At 71.0% G+C, this 17,569-nt stretch carries 20 protein-coding genes; 11 read left to right on the plus strand and 9 right to left on the minus strand.

Going from position 1 to position 17,569, the window contains the following annotated elements; genetic code table 11:
- Positions 1–7: 7 nt before the first annotated feature.
- On the minus strand, positions 8–1,462 hold the full coding sequence (locus O7635_RS14440; RefSeq protein WP_278080927.1) for a glycosyltransferase family 39 protein: 1,455 nt from the start codon (positions 1,460–1,462) through the stop codon (positions 8–10).
- A 331-nt stretch (positions 1,463–1,793) separates the two neighbouring features.
- Here O7635_RS14440 and O7635_RS14445 point away from each other — a divergent pair, with 331 nt between their 5' ends.
- From O7635_RS14445 to O7635_RS14465, 5 genes are all read left to right on the plus strand, one after another.
- A complete protein-coding gene (locus O7635_RS14445) occupies positions 1,794–3,479 on the plus strand; it encodes a nitrite/sulfite reductase (RefSeq protein WP_278080928.1) in 1,686 nt (561 codons plus the stop codon).
- Positions 3,476–3,670: a hypothetical protein gene (locus O7635_RS14450; protein WP_278085687.1), complete on the plus strand. Its 195-nt coding sequence runs from the start codon at positions 3,476–3,478 to the stop codon at positions 3,668–3,670. Before O7635_RS14445 ends, O7635_RS14450 begins: the two co-directional genes overlap by 4 nt.
- Positions 3,671–3,674: 4 nt before the next feature.
- Positions 3,675–4,436: a phosphoadenylyl-sulfate reductase gene (locus tag O7635_RS14455; protein ID WP_278080929.1), complete on the plus strand. Its 762-nt coding sequence runs from the start codon at positions 3,675–3,677 to the stop codon at positions 4,434–4,436.
- Positions 4,433–5,245 (plus strand): CbiX/SirB N-terminal domain-containing protein, encoded by an 813-nt coding sequence (locus O7635_RS14460; RefSeq protein ID WP_278080930.1) that lies wholly within the window; start codon positions 4,433–4,435, stop codon positions 5,243–5,245. The genes O7635_RS14455 and O7635_RS14460 overlap by 4 nt, the downstream gene beginning before the upstream one ends.
- A 64-nt stretch (positions 5,246–5,309) precedes the next feature.
- On the plus strand, positions 5,310–5,717 hold the full coding sequence (locus O7635_RS14465) for a hypothetical protein (protein ID WP_278080931.1): 408 nt from the start codon (positions 5,310–5,312) through the stop codon (positions 5,715–5,717).
- Positions 5,718–5,947: 230 nt separating this feature from the next.
- Here the strand turns inward: O7635_RS14465 and O7635_RS14470 are convergent, their stop codons facing one another.
- Together O7635_RS14470 and O7635_RS14475 are read right to left on the minus strand one after the other, a co-directional pair.
- Positions 5,948–6,205: a WhiB family transcriptional regulator gene (locus O7635_RS14470; protein WP_203703244.1), complete on the minus strand. Its 258-nt coding sequence runs from the start codon at positions 6,203–6,205 to the stop codon at positions 5,948–5,950.
- 420 nt (positions 6,206–6,625) lie between these two features.
- Entirely contained in the window at positions 6,626–7,576 is a 951-nt protein-coding gene (locus tag O7635_RS14475; RefSeq protein WP_278080932.1) for a diacylglycerol kinase family protein, read from the minus strand.
- A gap of 90 nt (positions 7,577–7,666) precedes the next feature.
- Here O7635_RS14475 and O7635_RS14480 point away from each other — a divergent pair, with 90 nt between their 5' ends.
- On the plus strand, positions 7,667–8,059 hold the full coding sequence (locus O7635_RS14480) for a hypothetical protein (protein ID WP_278080933.1): 393 nt from the start codon (positions 7,667–7,669) through the stop codon (positions 8,057–8,059).
- Positions 8,060–8,061: 2 nt separating this feature from the next.
- Here O7635_RS14480 and O7635_RS14485 read toward each other — a convergent pair whose 3' ends face one another.
- The 3 genes from O7635_RS14485 to O7635_RS14495 form a co-directional block, all read right to left on the minus strand.
- Positions 8,062–9,012: a zinc-binding dehydrogenase gene (locus O7635_RS14485; RefSeq protein ID WP_278080934.1), complete on the minus strand. Its 951-nt coding sequence runs from the start codon at positions 9,010–9,012 to the stop codon at positions 8,062–8,064.
- A gap of 503 nt (positions 9,013–9,515) precedes the next feature.
- A complete protein-coding gene (locus O7635_RS14490) occupies positions 9,516–10,700 on the minus strand; it encodes an NADP-dependent malic enzyme (RefSeq protein ID WP_278080935.1) in 1,185 nt (394 codons plus the stop codon).
- Between the two features lie 96 nt (positions 10,701–10,796).
- A complete protein-coding gene (locus tag O7635_RS14495) occupies positions 10,797–11,120 on the minus strand; it encodes a S24/S26 family peptidase (protein WP_278080936.1) in 324 nt (107 codons plus the stop codon).
- 87 nt (positions 11,121–11,207) lie between these two features.
- Between O7635_RS14495 and sodN the strand changes: the two genes are divergently transcribed.
- The 3 genes from sodN (at position 11,208) to O7635_RS14510 (ending at position 12,466) form a co-directional block, all read left to right on the plus strand.
- Positions 11,208–11,612 (plus strand): superoxide dismutase, Ni, encoded by a 405-nt coding sequence (gene sodN, locus O7635_RS14500; protein WP_278080937.1) that lies wholly within the window; start codon positions 11,208–11,210, stop codon positions 11,610–11,612.
- A 101-nt stretch (positions 11,613–11,713) separates the two neighbouring features.
- Positions 11,714–12,112: an anti-sigma regulatory factor gene (locus tag O7635_RS14505; RefSeq protein WP_278080938.1), complete on the plus strand. Its 399-nt coding sequence runs from the start codon at positions 11,714–11,716 to the stop codon at positions 12,110–12,112.
- Between the two features lie 60 nt (positions 12,113–12,172).
- Positions 12,173–12,466 (plus strand): hypothetical protein, encoded by a 294-nt coding sequence (locus O7635_RS14510; RefSeq protein WP_278080939.1) that lies wholly within the window; start codon positions 12,173–12,175, stop codon positions 12,464–12,466.
- Here O7635_RS14510 and O7635_RS14515 read toward each other — a convergent pair.
- Positions 12,449–13,417 (minus strand): phosphotransferase, encoded by a 969-nt coding sequence (locus tag O7635_RS14515; protein ID WP_278080940.1) that lies wholly within the window; start codon positions 13,415–13,417, stop codon positions 12,449–12,451. The two genes, O7635_RS14510 and O7635_RS14515, sit on opposite strands and share 18 nt — an antisense overlap.
- A 605-nt stretch (positions 13,418–14,022) precedes the next feature.
- Here O7635_RS14515 and O7635_RS14520 point away from each other — a divergent pair.
- Positions 14,023–15,324, plus strand: a complete 1,302-nt coding sequence (locus tag O7635_RS14520) for a hypothetical protein (protein WP_278080941.1) — start codon at positions 14,023–14,025, stop codon at positions 15,322–15,324.
- Positions 15,325–15,375: 51 nt separating this feature from the next.
- On the opposite strand, the gene O7635_RS14525 is transcribed toward O7635_RS14520, so the two are convergent.
- Positions 15,376–16,122 (minus strand): dienelactone hydrolase family protein, encoded by a 747-nt coding sequence (locus O7635_RS14525; protein ID WP_278080942.1) that lies wholly within the window; start codon positions 16,120–16,122, stop codon positions 15,376–15,378.
- A gap of 266 nt (positions 16,123–16,388) precedes the next feature.
- A complete protein-coding gene (locus O7635_RS14530; RefSeq protein WP_278080943.1) occupies positions 16,389–17,291 on the minus strand; it encodes an alpha/beta hydrolase in 903 nt (300 codons plus the stop codon).
- 86 nt (positions 17,292–17,377) lie between these two features.
- Between O7635_RS14530 and O7635_RS14535 the strand changes: the two genes are divergently transcribed.
- The gene (locus O7635_RS14535; RefSeq protein WP_278080944.1) at positions 17,378–17,566 is read left to right on the plus strand and encodes a hypothetical protein; all 189 of its coding nucleotides are present in this window, start codon (positions 17,378–17,380) and stop codon (positions 17,564–17,566) included.
- Positions 17,567–17,569: the final 3 nt, after the last annotated feature.

Below are 17,569 nucleotides of genomic sequence, written 5' to 3' on the forward strand. Positions count from 1 at the left end.
GCAAGGGTCATCGCGAGGTTAGCAACGCCACGGTCAGGCCGGGCTCGTGCCAGATCTGCCGGGTCGTGTAGGCCGCGCGCAGCGCGGCCCCCTTCTCGCCCGGCACGGCCGCCAGCGGATTGGCCAGGTCCCCGTCGGACAGCAGCCACAGCCGGTCGGCGCCGGCCGCGGCCAGGCACGCCGCCGGGTCACCGCACTCCGTCGCCCGCAGCTCGCCCCGCTCGATCGCCGTCTGCCGGACCAGCACGTCGCGTGGCGCCGCGCCGCCCAGGCCGCGGGCCACGGCGACGTCAAGCATCCGCCAGCCGGCCCGCGGTTCGTAGACGATCCCGTCCCCGGGCTGGGCGTTGGCCCCGATCACCGCGACCGCCGCCGGGTAGTCGACCGGCGCCGTGCGCGGCCATTCGTGGGTCCGCCGGAGGCCCACCTGCGCCGGGGCGCCGAGCACGGCGATCACCGCGACGAGCGCGAGCGCGTGGGCCAGCCGAAGTCGGGTCACGCCGATCGCGGCCAGCACGCACAGCAGCGACACGGTGAAGAGCAGATAGCGCGGCACCCAGAACGGCGCGAGCCGGCCGGCGGTGAACAGCAGCAGCGCTGGCAGCATGACGGACAGGGCCAGCACGGTCGGCCAGCGTCCCCGGGTCAGCGCCCAGCCCACCGCGGCCAGCACTATGAGCGCACCACCGACGGCCGCCGCCTGCAGAACGCTGCCGGGCAGGTCGACGAGGTCGGCCAGTCCGGGTTTGGGGACCCAATTAAGCTGCGCATCCTGCTGACCCCGGCCGCGCCACAGCAGAGGCGACAGCAGCACGGCCACCGTGCCGACCGTCGCCGCGAAGCCGATCACCGCCCGCCGGATGCCGATCGCAGCCGCCGCGTGTCCGGCCACCACCAGCAGCCCGACCACGTTGCACAGCCCGAGCCCGAGCAGGGCGAGCCCGTACCCCACGAAGCGCCAACCGGTCGGTCGGTCCACCGCCCGCACCAGCAGCAGCGTGGCCAGGACGGCGAACAGCGCCGCGAACGCGTACCCCCGGGCCTCCTGGCCATAGCGCGAGGTGCTCGGCACGACCGCGAACAGCAACCCGGCGACCAGGCCGGCCCGGGCGCCGAAGAGACGCGTGCCGAGCTGGGTGGTGAGGGCCGCGGCGCCGGCCATCGCGAGGAGCGACGGCAGTCGCAGGGCCACGACCGAGTCACCGAAGAGCGCGATCCAGCCGTGCAGGAAGACGTAGTACGGGCCGCTGACCGCGTCGATGCCGCCGAGCATCCGCCAGAGGTCGGGCAGCGGGCGGCCGGCGGCGCTCCAGGTCGCCAGCTCGTCGCGCCACAGCGGCGCGCGGCCGAGCTGGACACCGACGATCAACACGGTCAGGACGGCCGGCGCCAGCGGCGCCCACGGCCGCGCGCGGCGCCGCACGTCGACGGCCAGGCGGGCACGATCGAGCTGCTGCGTCATTTGCCGGCTCCCCCGATGCGCCGCAAATGTCACTATTGCCCGATCAGCCTAACGTGAACCAGCCCACACGGGGGCCCGGCATCTGGGACTGCCCGAGGCTTTCGGAGGCTGCTGTGGCAGCATGATGAGCGTGACTGCAACCGCCGATCGTCGAATGGTGATGCTGGGCCTCACGGTCCGCCGCCACGTCGACTACGGCCGCGTTCGCAGTGCCATGTGTCCGGCTCACTGACGACGCCCGACTCACGTCCGGGCGCGTCCGCGCCGGGCATTTCTGTGTCTTCCCGCTCGCGCGACGCGCCGTAGGTCAACCCTTCGGAGGAACGCCGCGATGGCGGTCAGCAGCACCCCAGCCCGCACGCCCCGCCGCGCCCGGGGCGAGGGCCAGTGGGCTCTCGGGCACCGCGAGCCGCTCAACGCCAACGAGCGCACCAAGAAGGACGACGACCCGCTCAACGTGCGGGCCCGGATCGAGAACATCTACGCGCACGGCGGCTTCGCCTCGATCGACCCGGCCGACCTCCGCGGCCGCTTCCGCTGGTGGGGCCTCTACACCCAGCGCAAGGCCGGCATCGACGGCGGTCGCACCGCGGTGCTCGAGCCGCACGAGCTCGAGGACGAGTTCTTCATGCTCCGCGTACGCGTCGACGGCGGCCAGCTCAGCCTCGAACAGCTCCGGGTGATCGCCGAGATCTCCGCCGAGTTCGGTCGCGACACGGCCGACATCACCGACCGCCAGAACATCCAGCTGCACTGGATCCGGGTCGAGGACGTGCCGGAGATCTGGCGGCGGCTCGAGGCGGTCGGCCTGCAGACCACCGAGGCCTGTGGCGACTGCCCCCGGGTCGTGCTCGGCAGCCCGGTCGCGGGCGTGTCCGCCGACGAGGTGCTCGACCCGACGCCGGCCATCGACGAGATCGTCGAGCGGTTCGTGGGCAGCAAGGAGTTCTCCAACCTGCCCCGCAAGTTCAAGTCGTCGGTGTCGTGGCTCGCCGACATGCCCTACGAGGTCAACGACATCTCGTTTCTCGGCGTCGAGCACCCCGACTACGGCCCGGGGTTCGACCTCTGGGTCGGCGGCGGCCTGTCCACCAACCCGATGCTGGCCAAGCGCCTCGGCGTGTGGGTGCCGCTGGCCGAGGTGCCCGAGGTCTGGTCGGGCGTGGTCGGCATCTTCCGCGACTACGGCTACCGGCGGCTGCGGCACCGGGCCCGGCTCAAGTTCCTCGTCGCCGACTGGGGCATCGAGAAGTTCCGCGAGGTGCTGGAGAAGGAATACCTCGGCCGGTCGCTTGTGGACGGTCCAGCGCCGGTGCTGCCGGACAAGCCGATCGACCACATCGGCGTGCACGAGCAGCGCGACGGGCGTTACTACGTCGGGGCCGCGCCGGTCGTGGGTCGCGTTTCCGGTTCACAACTCGCGGCGCTGGCCGACGTCGTCGAGGCGCACGGCAGCGGGCGGGTCAGCCTCACGCCGTACCAGAAGCTGCTCGTCCTGGACGTGCCCGCCGAACGCACCGAGTCGCTGGTGACGGCGCTGCGCGGGATCGGGCTCGAGGCCCGGCCGTCGAGCTGGCGGCGCGCGACGATGGCCTGCACCGGCATCGAATACTGCAAGCTGGCCATCGTCGAGACCAAGGCCCGCGGCCAGGAGCTCGTGGCCCGGCTGGAGGAAAGGCTCGGCGACATCGACGCCGAGATCACCATCAACATCAACGGCTGCCCGAACGCCTGCGCCCGCACGCAGACCGCCGACATCGGCCTCAAAGGACAGTTGGTGGTCGGCCCCGACGGCCGCCAGGTCGAAGGGTTCCAGGTGCACCTCGGCGGCGGGCTCGGCATGGCGCAGGGCCAGACCGCCGGTTTCGGCCGCAAGCTGCGCGGCCTCAAGACCACGGCCGACGAGCTCCCGGCGTACGTCGAGCGCCTCGCCCGCCGTTACCTCGCTGACCGGTCCGGCCCCGACGAGGCGTTCGCCCAGTGGGTGCTCCGGGTCGACGAGGAGGCATTGCGGTGAGCTCCGAGACCCGGGCCGCGCCCATGTACTGCCCGTACTGCGCCGAAGAGGACCTGCGCCCCCACGAGGAGTCGCACGGCGCGTGGGAGTGCCGCGGGTGCCAGCGGGTCTTCTCGGTGAAGTTCCTCGGCCTGCGTGCGGCCGGCGTGTCCAACTCCGCTCCAACTCCGCTGACGGAAGAGGTGAGGTGACCCGATGACAACCGTCAACGCGTCCGGCCTGGGGCTGGTGTCGCTCGGCGGCGCCGCGCGGCCCACCACCGGCCGGTGCTCGGCCGACGAGCTCAAGGCGCTCGCCGACGAGGCGGGCCGGGAGCTGGAAGGCGCGCCCGCGCTGGAGATCGCGCGCTGGGCCGCGTCGACGTTCGGCCCGCACTTCTGCGTGACGAGCTCGATGGCCGACGGCGTCGTCGCCCACCTGGTGTCCCGCGTGGCACCCGGCGTCGACGTGGTGTTCCTCGACACGGGCCTGCACTTCCCGGAGACGCTCAAGGTGCGTGACACGGTCGCCCGCACCCTGCCGGTCAACGTGCGGTCGATCCGGCCCCGGATGACGGTGGGCCAACAGGACGGGGAGTACGGCCCGCGGCTGTTCAACCGCGCCCCCGACGAGTGCTGCTTCCTGCGCAAGGTCGAGCCGCTGGAGCGGGCGCTCGGTGACTACGACGCCTGGGCCGCCGGCCTGCGCCGCGACGAGTCGCCGACCCGGGCCAACACGCCGGTGGTGGCCTTCGATCCCAAGCGCGGCAAGGTGAAGGTCAACCCGATTGCCGCCTGGAGCCAGGCCGACGTCGACTCCTACATCTCGCGCTGGAACGTGCCGGTCAACGAGCTGTTCAAGCAGGGGTACGGTTCGATCGGCTGCTGGCCGTGCACCCGGCGCACCAAGGCCGGCGAGGATCCGCGGGCGGGCCGGTGGGCGATGTTCGACAAGACCGAGTGCGGTCTGCACGTATGAGTCTCCGCGTCTGGCTCCCTGCCGCGACCGGCCCGCTGGTGCTGGTCGCGCACGGCAGCCGCGACCCGCGCGCCGCGCGCGCCAACGCGGCGCTGGCCGCGGCCGTGCGCCGTGCCCGCCCCGGCACGCCGGTGCGTCTGTCGTTCCTCGACCACGCGGGTCCGCGGCCGGCCGACGTGCTGCTGGAGCTGGAGGCGAGCGGGGCCGCGCGGGCCACGCTGGTGCCGTTGCTGCTGACCTCGGCCTATCACGGACGCGTCGACATCCCGGCCGCGCTGATGGACGCGCGGGCCGCGGGGCTGCGGATGCCGGTGGCGCTGGCCGACGTGCTCGGCCCGGTCGCCGGTGTGCCGGACCCGTTGCTGCTGGCCGCGTTGCACCGCCGGCTGCTGGCCGCGACGGCCGCGGCGGGCGTGTGGTCGCCGGACGCGGCGCCGCTCGACGGCGTCGTGCTGGCGGCGGCGGGCACGCGGGACGCGGCGGCGCGCGACACTGTGGAGACGGTGGCGCGGAGCTTGTCGGTGGAGTTGGGCGGGGTGCCGTGCCAGGTGGCGTACGCGTCGGCCGCGGCGCCGACCGGCGACGAGGCGGTGGCGGCGCTGCGAGCGCGTGGGGCGCGCCACATCGCGGTCTCGTCCTATTTCCTTGCCCCGGGCCTGTTGCACGAGGCCGTGGTCACGGCCGCCCGCTCCGCCGGGGCGACGATCCTGGCCGAGCCGCTGGGCGGCGCGCCGGAGCTGGCGCGCCTGGTGGTGGCCCGCACGGCGACGGCCCGCGAGCCGGTGTGTGACCTGGCCCACGCGGCCTGACCCGCCGGTGCCCACTTTGGAGTGATTGCGCGGCGCCGGCCCTGGTCGGGGATACCTTCCGGCCGTGACGAGCGACATGTCATCCGGGGCGGGGCAGCCGACGAAGCCCCCGTTCTACACGACACTGCCGGGCGCGGTGACCATCATCGGCCTGCTCGGCCTGGTGACGCTGTTCATCTGGCTCGGCGACCGGGAGAACCGGGCCCGGGCGGCGCAGATGGTGGTCGAGGTGGCGGAGTGCGACCTGACCGGACAGACCGGCAAGGTGGTGCTGACCGTGCAGAACATGGGCGCGGACACCAGGTCGGCCCACATCGAGGTCGAATACCGGGACGCCGACGGCCACCTGGTCGACACCGACTCCGCGGCGGCCTGGAACGTCCCCTCCGGCGAGACGATCCGCGTCGAGGAAACGACCTCACTGGACTCACCAGCACCCGGCGGCACCTGCACGGTGGCCAGCGTCCGGTGAGAGCAAGGAACGGCCCGTTGTTAACGCATTCCGCAGAGGAACGGTCCGTTCCTAACGCACCGCGGAGCTGGCAGCGACGCGGAGCGAGCGGTCCCCGGCGGGAGCGTCGGTCCGGACCACCGTGGACCCGGGAAACTTCGGGTTAACGGGCCGCGACGTCCGTATGACCAGTCGCCGGGAAAACGCAGGACGCCCCGGAAAACCGGGGCGTCCTTGCGTTGGTGCTTTGATCAGGCGGAGTGAGCGCGCAGGACCCGCAGGCCGCCGCGGCGCTTCACGGCGCGCCGCTCTTCCTCGCTCATCCCGCCCCACACGCCGGCGTCCTGACCGGACTCCAGCGCCCACTGCAGGCACTGGTCGGTCACGGAGCACCGCCGGCAGACGGCCTTGGCCTGCTCGACCTGCAACAGAGCCGGACCGGACGTCCCGATCGGGAAGAACAGCTCCGGGTCCTCGTCGCGGCAGGCAGCATGGTGGCGCCAGTCCATGGCGGCAACACTCCTCGTTCTGCGATGGCAAACAATTTGCGGGTGGATCTTTATATGCGCGCGCGTTGCAGTCCGTGACGGTGAGCATCCGCCACGGCGGCAGCACGTGGGCAGGCGACTAGCCCTGAGGAACGGCGCCGAGGGTGCTCGCTGAGTGCTCGCAGGCAACGTTCCCGTAACTCGTTTTCGCTTGTGAATACTTTCACGAACTGTCGCGATGTCAAGGGGGACGCCGCGAAAAAGTCTGAGCGGGTGAGCAAGGTCACGACCCCTTTGTCCGGATTTCGAGCATGTGCCCAGCACCCGGATTTCGCCAGCCGCAATCAATGTAGTACGGTCCGGGCCACATTACTGGCATTTCCGGCACGTGTCACCCCTGCGGCTGCCAAAATCGGCGCCCGGACACCCCGTACCCGCTCCTCAGCAGATTACTCTCAGCGCTTGCGCCACGGAGGTAAATCTGACTTTTTCCCGCTCGCCGAGATAGTCGCCGTCGAGCTGGAAGGCTTCGGGACGGCGCGCGAGCAGGGTGAATTCGTGGATGTCGTGGAGTTGGACAACTTGCCGACCATGCGGATTGGATCGCGGCGACAGGATCTGGGTAACTGTCCGTGTCGCACTGGCCACCGCTAGCTGACGGATGGCCAGCACGTCAAGTCCGAGGTCGAACGACGCGTCCGGATTGGGGCTTACGGCCCGATCGCCGAGATAGGTCCACGGGGTGGTGTTCTGGATGATCACGGTGGCCAGTTCATCGATCGCCGTCTCGGCCGGGCGTTCGAGCGAGATCGCCGGGTGGCGCCGATCGGTGGCCAGATATTCACTCGCCGTAGAACGCAGATAGAGCGGCGCGGTCGACACCCGGCCCCGGGATCGGGCCCGCTCGACCCGCCTGATGACCGCCGCGTCGAGCCCGAAGCCTGCACAGAAAGTGAAGTAGCGATCGTCCGCGCGCCCCAGCCCGATGGTGCGGAAACGGCCCGCGCGCATCCCCTCGAGTATCACGCCGGTGCCCTCGACCCAGTCCTTCGGAAGGCCGATGGCCCGGGCGAAGACGTTCGTCGACCCGCCGGGCACCACGGCCAGCGCCGGCAGCCGGTCGGCCGGCGCCGTGTCGGCCATCATCGGGAGTTCGCCCAGCGCGCCCATCAGACCGTTGACGGCCTCGTTGACCGTTCCGTCCCCACCGAGGGTGACTACGACGTCGACACCGTGCAGGGCCGCGTCGCGCACCAGCGTCACCGCGTGCCCGCGTCGCCGGGTGAACTCGACCCGCAGGTCGGCCGCGCTGCGCAGCGCGCGGATCAGGACGTCGCGGCTGCGTTCGGAGGTCGTGGTGGCCTTCGGGTTGACCACCAACAAGGCCCGCATGTGGCGGACTGTACCCGCGTGCGGTCACCCTCCGTGCGCCTTCTCGCCGCCCAGCGGCTGTGTCGCGCGGCACGGCGGTATCGTGGCCGCGTGTCCGACACCCCCGCCGAGCCCGCGCCGACGACCCTCCGCGCCGCGGTCTGGCTGCTGTTCGCGGAAGGCGCCGGCATGGTCGGCCTCACCGCCTATCTGGCGTACGAGCTGCTGACCGCCGACGCGGTCGGCCTCGCGTCGGCCGCCATGCTCACCGTTTTCGCCGCCTTGGGCGCCGTGGCGCTGTTCCTGCTCGGGCGCACCCTCGGCCAAGGCCGGGCCGGAGCGCGCGGCCCCGCGATCGTGTTGCAGCTCATGCTCTGCGCGGTCGGCTACTACATGATCCAGGGCGGCCTGGCCTGGCTCGGCTTCCTGTTGATCGCGCTGGGGCTCGGCGTCTGCGGCCTGCTGCTGGCGCCGGCGAGCACCCGCGCCCTGGGCGTCGGATAGGCCTAGCGGGTGTGATCTAGCACGATCTTGCCGAACACGTCTCCCTCGTGGAGACGCGCGAAGGCCCGCTCGACCTCCGAGAAGCCGATCACCTCGTCGACCACCGGCCGAATGCCCTTGTCGGCGCAGAACGCCAACAGCGCGGCCAGCTCGCCCGGCGTGCCCATGGAGCTGCCGAGGATCTCGAGCTGCATGGCGTACACCCGGCGCAGGTCGAGTTTGGGCAGGTGACCCGAGGTCGCGCCGGACACCACGATCCGGGCGCCCGGTGCGCTCGCCTTGAGCGAGTGCTCGAACGTCGCCTCGCCCACCGTCTCGATCACCACACCGACCCGCTCGGGCAGCCGCGCCCCCGGCTCCAGCGCGGTCACGCCCCGGGCCGCGATCCGCTCGCGCTTGTCGGCGTCGCGGCTGGTGACGTAGACCCGCTTGTCCATCGCCAGCGCGATCAGCGCCGCGGCCGTCGCTACCCCGCCGCCGGCGCCCTGGATCAGCACGGCCTCGGTCTCGTCGACGCGCCCCTTGGTGGTCAGCATCCGATAGGCGGTCAGCCACGCCGTCGGCAGGCACGCGGCGTCGGCCCAGTCGAGATCGGCGGGCTTGGGCACAAGATTCTCGACGGGTACGGCGACGCGTTCCGCGAACGTGCCCGGAAAGTGCTCGGACAGCAGGGTGTAGCCGCGGGGATCCCCGGGCGTCGGGATCACCGGGTACACGACGACCTCCTCACCACCGGGCGCGATGCCGGCGGCGTCGCAGCCGAGGATCATCGGGAGTTGCTGCTCGCGCAGGCCGACACCGCGCAGCGACCAGAGGTCGTGGTGGTTGAGCGAGCTGGCCCGCACCTCGACGGTGGTCCAGCCGTCGCGCTGCTCGGGCTCGGGCTGGTCACCGACGGCGAGCGCGTCGAGCGGGTTGGCGTCGTCGAACCGGGTGGCATAGGCAGCGCGCATGGCTAGGAATCTAGCCGCTGCCTCGGCCCGACGCGCGGGTCGTGGCCTGGGGGTGTGCTGGCGGCTTTGCTCTGCAGCCAAATACGCAACGCCTCGCGGCGAGGGTGTTGCGTATTTGGCTGCAGAGCAAAGCCACGACGCTGAAGCGTGCGCGAGCGGTGGTTGGCCGGCTGGTTGGCGGCCACCTTCGTCCGCCCGTCGGCTGGCGTACGCGGCTGGTGGCCGGCGGTCGGGCGGTGCCGCCGTCGCCCGGCCCCGGCGGTGAAACGTGGGCGAGCTCGTTGCCGGGTCCGTGCCTTCTTCGTCCGCCGAGGGAGGACGCGCGCGAGCGGTCGCTTGTCGGCGCCGCTCTCTTTGACTTGCGCCGCGGTCCTCTGTGGTGGGTGCGCCGAGGTCCGCGGTGGTTGTGCCACCGCGGACCTGGCAGCGAAGCGGAGCGAGCGGTCCCCGGCGGGAGCGACGGTCGTGCCCCCGACGGGCCCGGGAAAGCCGGCTCTTGACCGTTATGCGCGTGCGACGCCGTCGCGGCGGGCGGCTTCGGCGACCGCGGCCGCGACCGCCGGGGCCACGCGTGGGTCCAGGGCGGACGGGACGAAGGCGTCGGGGTGCAGGTTGTCGGCGACGACACCGGCGATGGCGTCGGCGGCGGCGACCTTCATGCCCTCGGTGATGCGGGTGGCGCGGGCATCCAGGGCGCCGCGGAAGACGCCCGGGAAGGCCAGCACGTTGTTGATCTGGTTGGGGAAGTCGCTGCGGCCGGTCGCCACGAGGGCGGCGTGCCGGGAGGCGACGTCGGGGTGGACCTCTGGGGTCGGGTTGGCCAGGGCGAACACGATCGCGCCCGGGGCCATGGCGGCCACCGCCGGCTCGGGGATCTCGCCGCCGGAGACGCCGATCAGGACGTCGGCGCCCGACAGCGCTTCGGTGATGCCGCCCGCGCGGCGGTGCGGGTTGGTCAGCGCGGCCATCTCCGCCTTGGCGACCGCGGCCGGAGCGGCCAGGTCGGGGCGGTCGGAGTGCAGGATGCCGCGCGAGTCGACGAGCAGCACCTCGGCCGGGTTGACGCCGCCCGCGATCAACATCTTGCTCACCGCGATGCCGGCCGCGCCGGCGCCACTGACCACGACGCGCAGGTCGGTGAGCTTGCGTTCGAGCAGGGTGGCGGCGTTGCGCAGGGCGGCGAGCACGACGATCGCCGTGCCGTGCTGGTCGTCGTGGAAGACCGGGATGGACAGCGCCTCGTCGAGGCGGCGTTCGATCTCGAAGCAGCGGGGGGCGCTGATGTCCTCGAGGTTGATGCCGCCGAAGCTAGGCGCCAGCGCGGTCACTGTGTCGATGATGCCGTCGATGTCCTGTGTGTCGAGACAGATCGGCACCGCGTCGACGCCGCCGAACTGCTTGAACAGCACCGCTTTGCCTTCCATCACCGGCATCGCGGCGCGGGGGCCGATGTTGCCGAGGCCGAGGACCGCCGAACCGTCGGTCACGACGGCGACCGTGTGAGAGACCCAGGTGTAGTCGTCGACCAGCGCGGGGTCCGCTGCGATCGCCTCGCAGACCCGGGCCACACCCGGGGTGTACGCCAGCGACAGGTCGTCGCGGCTCGTCAGCGGGACGGTGGAGGCGACCGCCATCTTGCCGCCGCGGTGCAGTCGGAAAACTGGATCGTCTGTGGACTCTGCGGACATTGCTGTGCTCCAAATCGCGTCGAAGGTGAGCCGGCAGAGAGGTGCCGGCTTGACGCGAGGTCAGCGGTGACCGGCGAAGCACGCGGGGGTTGCCCGCTAAGTGTCGAGCATAATCCTTGGCCGGAGCCGGGACGGGCGCGGCCAGTATCGGAGCAGTACCCGTCCGCGCACGTCGGCGACGCCGTACGCACGGGAATCGTCGGTGACGAACTCGTTGTCGCCCTGGAGCCACCAGCCGCCGTCTGCTTTTCGCACGGCGCGTTTCACGACGAGCAGGTCGGGCCGCGAGCGGAAAGTGGCCACGACGACTTCGCCGGGACGGACGGGACGGCCGCCGCGCCGGACCAGCACCGCGTCTCCGTCACGCAGCGTGGGCGCCATCGACGGACCGCGTACGAGAGCGGCGAAAAGTGACGCCACGAACGGACCTCCGCGAGGTTTCCGAGCACCACCGGGGGTAATGTCCTCAGCGAGGATCATCGTAAGTCTTCCCTTGGAGGAGTCCTGATGCGACTTCCTAACTTCCTAACGCCGCGAACGGTGGTCAGCGCGCACTGCGACCTGCCGTGTGGCGTCTACGACCCGGCGCAGGCCCGCATCGAGGCCGAGTCGATCAAAGCGATTCAGGAGAAGTACCAGGCCAACGAGGACCCGGTCTACCGCACCCGCGCCTTGATCATCAAGGAGCAGCGGTCGGAGCTCGTCAAGCACCACCTGTGGGTGCTCTGGACCGACTACTTCAAGCCGCCGCACTTCGAGAAGTACCCGCAGCTGCACCAACTGTTCAACGAGGCCACCAAGCTCGCGGGTGGCGCCGGCACCAAGGAGTCGGTCGACCCGGCCACCGGCGACAAGCTGCTGGCCAAGATCGACGAGATCGCGAAGATCTTCTGGGAGACCAAGCAGGCCTGACCGGGCTTGGATATACAGCTGTCCCGGCCGGTACCCACAAGAGGGTGCCGGCCGGAGCTCATTTCGCAATGATTCGGTAGAGTCCGCAACCGGTGAGCCAGATGACTACGCAACCCGAAGCGCTCGACGACGACGTCGTGCTGCTCAGCGTGCCCGCCGACGGCGGCTACCTCGGCGTGCTCCGCACCGCGACCGCCACCCTCGCGGCCCGCCTGCAGTTCGCCCTCGACGAGATCGAGGACCTGCGGATCGCCGTCGACGAGGCCTGCGCGATGCTCCTGGTCGTCGCGACATCCGACGCGGAGCTCGAGTGCCGGTTCGCGGTCACCGACGACGAGTTGTCGGTCGAGGTCACGGTGCCGACGACGCGCGGGGCCCGGCTGCCTGCGGAAAGCTCGTTCGCGTGGAAGGTGCTGACGGCGTTGACCAGCTCGGCGAGCGCTGAGGTGGCCGACGGGCGGGCGACGATCCGGCTGGTCACCCGCCGGACGGGGCGCTAGTCCTTCGCTGTTGCCAATCTCTGGCAATTCCTGTCGTACGGCGGGCCTAGGGTTCGACGTATGGCGATGTTTCTGGTGATGCGGGAGCGGGCCGGGCCGCGGTGGCAGGCCGGGCAGCCGTTGGAGGCTCAGGACGGTTTTCCCGCGCACGCCGAGTTCATGGACGCTTTGGTCGCTGCCGGCGTGGTCGTGCTGGGCGGTCCGCTGGCTGACGACGTTCGGGTGGCGCTGGCCGTCAAGGCCGAGTCGGCTGAGTCCGTCGCGTCGACGTTGGCCGCCGATCCATGGACCGGCTCCCACCTACGCACGGTGGCCGTCGACCCCTGGACGATCCGACTAGGTGGCCGCGTCTAGATAGCTCCCGAGGTGGTGCAGGGCGGCGGCTGGGTCTTCGCTGTCGCCGTGCGGGCGACGCAGGTCGTCGACGAAGGCGGCGATGTCGGCGAGTGCCCAGCGGCGGCGATAGAGGGCGAGGGTGGTCGGGTCGACGGTCAGGCCGGTGGCGTTCGTGTAGCGGGCCAGCAGGTCCCGCTCTGGTTCCTTCTCGTCGAGGAGCATCCACAGGTCACGCTCGGGCGGGGCGAGGCGGGTGGTGTCCCAGTCGACCAGCCTCAGGCCGGTCGCGGTCCGGAGGATGTTGCCGGGGTGCGGCTCGCCGTGGGTGATGACGAGGGTGGCGCCGGCCTGCGCGGTGCGGCGGTCGAAGTCGGTGAGCCGGGCCCTGACGTGGTCGGCATGGGCGGCGAGGAGGTGGCGGGCCGGTTCGGCGTAGGGGCCTGAGTGCCATGCCCGGTCGGTCTCGGCCATCGCCTGCTCCAGGCGGTCGCGGCCGGGGATCGCGGTGTCCGCGCGGGGAGCGACGTCGGTGACCGTGGCGGTGGCGAGGTGGAGTTTTGCGACCATGTCCACCACCGCGGGGAGGTCGCTTGGCGCGTGTCGGCCGAACTGCCCGACCGGGGCGGCGTCGATCATCGGGTATACGGAGAGGGCGTATCGCGGTGTGATGCGCCGGGTTGGCTGGCCGTTGGTCGCCGTGAGTGGGGCGACCACGAAGTCGAGGGCCGCGACCTGGCTCAGCGTCGTCGTGGTGGTCAACGCGCGGTCGAGCAGGTCGAAGGCGTCGTCGTCCAGGCCTTGGTCGTCGACTGTCGCGAACCACGTCTGGCCGTCGTGGGTGTCCACGGACCAGTGGTAGCTGCCCGCGCCGACGGGGAGGTATCGGATCGCGCGGATCCGCAGGTTCCAGCCGCTCTCGAGCGCGGCGATCAGGTCCCGTTCGTCCAGCGCCGCTGGTCGGTCACGCACGAAGCCGCATTCTTCCGCCACCATCACGCGCTCGGCGAGCGGGTTTGCCGCCGCCCGACAGCCCGGCCTGCGACGACGCGCCATCTGCGAGGCCGCGACGCGAGGCCACGAGGGCGACGCGCGGCGCCCCAGGCGCCTCCGCGCAACGCACTGAATGTCGGCCTTCCGCGAGCTGGCCGGTCACCGGTCAAGGCGCCCGACGCTCGGGACATGTCTGATCAACTACTCGCCGAGGCCCGGACCTGGGCAAATGGATCACTCTCACGTGCGCGGACATGCCCAAATCTCGGCTGGCGAGAAACCGGACTTTTAGGAGCGTTCAAATCGGACAAATGCTGGCTATGGGCGAACTGTAATCGGCCATATAAGGGTGTTCACAGGGGTTCTTAAGGATCACTAAAGGATTGATCGACAGCGGATTTTCTGTCCGTCTGCGGGTTCTCGTGCGGCCGGTAAAGTCGGCTCCGTTCCGCGGTGGCACCCACGGAAAGCTCTCCAAAAGGAGTCAGATTTCGATGTTTTCGGCAGCGCACAAAGGCACCCGACGAGCACCGCGCACCTCCGGAGGGCGCTTCGGCCTCCGGCGGCCCGGGCGCGCTCTGCTGGTGGCGCTGACCACGCTCGGCCTCGGTGCCGCGGGCGTCGGCGTGGCGGTCGCGAAGTCCGGGTCGGTCACGGTGACCAAACCGGGCACCGTCATCGACGGGCAGACGATCAACGGATACGTGTACGTAAAGGCTGACAACGTCACCATCCGAAATTCCACCATTCGTTACGGTGGCTATCACTCGGTCCGCGTGTTCGAAGGCGCGGACGGCACCCGCATTGAAGACACGACGATCGTGTGTCAGGAAAGCAAGACCAACGGCATCGTTTTCGGCAACTACACCGCCGTTCGGGTCCAGCTGCAGGGTTGCCGCAACGGCTTCATGTTCTCCGACGCCGCCCCCGCGACGATCATCGACTCGACGTGGAACGGCAAGGCGGTCAACGTCGACGGCGGGGTCACGGCGCCGAGTGCGCCGACCAAACCCGTGCCGGGCACGTCCCCGACGCCGACCGCCAAGCCGACCCCGACGGCGACCCCGAGCGCGACCAGCAAGCCGGACCCGAAACCGACGAAGCCGGTCGACCCGCCGCCCGCCGGTGGTGGCCAGGGCCCGGGCATCCCTAGCTCGTTCCCCGGCCCGAGCAACACGGGCGTCCCCGACGGCACCGCGCTCAAGGCATCCGGCGGGCTGACCCTGTCCAAGGCCGGCCAGGTGGTCAGCGGCCTCGACATCAAGGGCTGCGTGACGGTCAACGCCAAGAACGTCGTCATCCGCAACTCGAAGATCAGCTGCGGCAGCAACTACTCGATCAGGGTGAGTGACGCCAGCGCCAACCTGCTCGTCGAGAACGTGACCATCGACGGCCAGGGCAAGAACTCGGCGACGGTGTGCTGCGGCGGCTACACGCTCAAGAAGGTGGAGATCTTCAACACCATCGACGGCCCGCGGCTGGGCAACAACAGCCAGGTCATCGACTCGTGGATCCACCACCTGACCCGGGCCTCCGGCTCGCACAACGACGCGATGCAGACCACCGCGGGCTCCAACATCGTGGTGCGCCACAACACCATCGAGGCGTACAACCCCGACACGAAGGACCCGTTCAACGCCTGCCTGATGATCGGCTCGACCACCGGCCCGAGTGTCACCAACCTGCTGTACGAGCAGAACTACTGCAACGGCGGCAACTACTCGATCGGTGTGCGGGAAGACCTCAACGGCTCCGGCATCGTGTTCCGCGACAACCTGTTCGGCCGCAACTTCCGCTACGGCGTGATCGCGCGGCCCACGCAGTCCGGCCTCAGCTGGCAGAACAGCACCAACCTGTTCGCCGACAACCGCAAGCCGGTCAAGTAACTGCAGCACGCGAACGCGGCGGGGTCCACATCGGACCCCGTCGCGGCGCGTCTAGAGCTGGTCGTCGAGCTGCGCGACGTCGTCCCGGGCGGCCGCCCGCGGGATGCGTGACTTCGCGGCCGGGTCGCCATACAGCGCGTACCGCAGGAACTCGGTCGTCGTCGCCGTCAACACCTGGAACGACGTGCCACCGTCGCGCAGCAGCGTCGTGCCGTGGTCGCCGTCGGGAAACGACAGCAGCGCCTTCGGCCACGGCACGGCGTCGAAAGCGGCCTTGCCCGAGGCGTACGAGATGGTCTGATCGCGCTCCCCGTGCACGAACAGCATCGGCGCCGCCGTGCCGCGGAACCCGGTGCCGGCCCCGAGCGAGTTGCCCGACAGCACGATCCCGGCGTCCAGCCGCGCGTCGCGGGCCAGCGTGAACAGCCCGACGGTGGTGATGCCGCCCGCCGAGTGCCCGGCCGCCGCGACCCGATCGGTGGCGAGCCGGTGGAAGAGCGCGTCACCCCGCCGCGCGTCGAGAGCGAGAACCTTCCCGATGGCGTACGACGCGTCGGCCGGCTGGTTCACCACGTCGAGCACGTCGTAGTCCGCCGCGTCGCCGCTAGTGTGCGGATAAGCCGGCGCCGCGACGACGAACCCGGCCGCCGCCCACCGCCGCAGCAGCGGCGCGTAGTCGACCGGTCGACCACCCAGCCCGTGGCTGAACAGCACCACCGGGAACCGCCCGGCCCCCTCCGGGTAGTAGACGGTCGTCGGCAGCTCCCGCCCGTCCCGGACAAGATCGAGTTCGCGCACGCCGACCTCGAACGTCCGCGCCGGCGCTCGGCCCGGGGCGGCGGGCGGAGCCGACACGGCGCCCGGCGAAGCCGAAGCCGTCGGAGTCCGAAACGCCGGCGCCCGCGGCGGCGTCGCCGTCGAACACCCCGCGACCAACGCAGCACCGATTGCGACCACCACAGCCGCCCGGTTCGCCCTCGCAGACCCGGTCCGTAGAGCGGACGCGCAGAAACCCAGGAACGACCACCGACCTGCCGCAGCTGAACCCGGGGAAGAGTCCCGCGTCATCCGCAGAGGGGCCGGTCGGCGCCGAAGGCGGCGCGGAGCGGGCCCGGGGCACAGCGGGCGTTCTTGTCGCCGTCGAGGCGCCAGCGCAGGAAGTCCGTGGTCGACGTCATGACTTCATTGAACCCGGACCGGCCCGGGCTCAGGTAGGAACCGTGGTTGAGGCCATGCAGCGTGATGAAGCCCTTGTCCCACGGCACGCGAGCGTAGACGGCGCGGCCGGTGGCGTAGGGGACCGTCGGGTCGGCGTCGCCGTGGATGAAGAGCATCGCTGCCGGTGGGCCGCCGAACTCGAAGCGGGGGCGGGCGCCGGCGATGATGATCGCGCCCTTGAGGCGCGCGGAGTGGCCGCGTTGGAACATGGCGGCCGCGGTGTACGCGCCTCCGCTGTGCCCGGCCGCCACCACGTCACCGGTGTCCAGGTGGCCGGCGAACGGGTCGCCGGGGTTCGTGTCGAGGCGGCTGACCGCCTGCACCACCGCCCACGCGTCGGCCGGCTGGTTGACCAGGTCGGCGCGGGTGTAGCCCGGGGCGTTCTTCTTGGTGTGCGGATAGGCCGGGGCGATCACCACGAAGCCGGCGGCGGCCCACCGGGTGGTCAGCTGCACGTGGTCTTCCGGGCGGCTCTGCAGGCCGTGGCTGAACACGACGAGCGGGAAGCGGCCCTCAGCGAACGCCGCGTCGCGGGTGACCGCGCCGGTGCGTGCGGCCGCCGGGTACCAGACGAGCGTGGGCAGCGGGCGATCCGGGCCCCGGGCGAGGGCCAGGATCCGCAGGCCCACCGCGTAGCGGCCGGGCGCGTCGGCCGCCGCGCCGCCCGGGGCCACGCCCGGGACGAAGGCCGAAATGGCAAAGAGAAGCAGCAACGCCAAAATTGCGAACGCCGACCGCCTTCCCACCATGAGCACACGGTAAGTGCTGGGAACCGGACAGACGTCAGCCTTTTCGGTGTTTGGGGCGGTCGATGCGGTTCGCTATGGTCGTCGGCATGTCTGACGACTACCGGGACCCGAGCGGCAACACGGAGGCCTTCCGCGCCTTCGCCGCCCGCCAGGAGACTCCCGCGACCAGCCCCGAACCCGCGCCCGCGGCGGCGCCCAACCGCATGCCCTTGATCATCGGCGGCCTGGCCCTCGCGGTCATCGTGATCATCGTGCTGGTCTTCGCCCTGACGTAGGCC

The organism is Asanoa sp. WMMD1127 (assembly GCF_029626225.1).
GTDB lineage: Bacteria > Actinomycetota > Actinomycetes > Mycobacteriales > Micromonosporaceae > Asanoa.

Excerpts from the sequence above, each read along its gene's own strand:
- O7635_RS14440 (WP_278080927.1), bottom strand. The coding sequence starts at position 1,462 with ATGACGCAGCAGCTCGATCGTGCCCGCCTGGCCGTCGACGTGCGGCGC.
- O7635_RS14445 (WP_278080928.1), top strand. The coding sequence starts at position 1,794 with ATGGCGGTCAGCAGCACCCCAGCCCGCACGCCCCGCCGCGCCCGGGGC.
- O7635_RS14455 (WP_278080929.1), top strand. The coding sequence starts at position 3,675 with ATGACAACCGTCAACGCGTCCGGCCTGGGGCTGGTGTCGCTCGGCGGC.
- O7635_RS14460 (WP_278080930.1), top strand. The coding sequence starts at position 4,433 with ATGAGTCTCCGCGTCTGGCTCCCTGCCGCGACCGGCCCGCTGGTGCTG.
- O7635_RS14470 (WP_203703244.1), bottom strand. The coding sequence starts at position 6,205 with ATGGACTGGCGCCACCATGCTGCCTGCCGCGACGAGGACCCGGAGCTG.
- O7635_RS14475 (WP_278080932.1), bottom strand. The coding sequence starts at position 7,576 with ATGCGGGCCTTGTTGGTGGTCAACCCGAAGGCCACCACGACCTCCGAA.
- O7635_RS14485 (WP_278080934.1), bottom strand. The coding sequence starts at position 9,012 with ATGCGCGCTGCCTATGCCACCCGGTTCGACGACGCCAACCCGCTCGAC.
- O7635_RS14490 (WP_278080935.1), bottom strand. The coding sequence starts at position 10,700 with ATGTCCGCAGAGTCCACAGACGATCCAGTTTTCCGACTGCACCGCGGC.
- sodN (WP_278080937.1), top strand. The coding sequence starts at position 11,208 with ATGCGACTTCCTAACTTCCTAACGCCGCGAACGGTGGTCAGCGCGCAC.
- O7635_RS14505 (WP_278080938.1), top strand. The coding sequence starts at position 11,714 with ATGACTACGCAACCCGAAGCGCTCGACGACGACGTCGTGCTGCTCAGC.
- O7635_RS14510 (WP_278080939.1), top strand. The coding sequence starts at position 12,173 with ATGGCGATGTTTCTGGTGATGCGGGAGCGGGCCGGGCCGCGGTGGCAG.
- O7635_RS14530 (WP_278080943.1), bottom strand. The coding sequence starts at position 17,291 with ATGGTGGGAAGGCGGTCGGCGTTCGCAATTTTGGCGTTGCTGCTTCTC.
- O7635_RS14535 (WP_278080944.1), top strand. The coding sequence starts at position 17,378 with ATGTCTGACGACTACCGGGACCCGAGCGGCAACACGGAGGCCTTCCGC.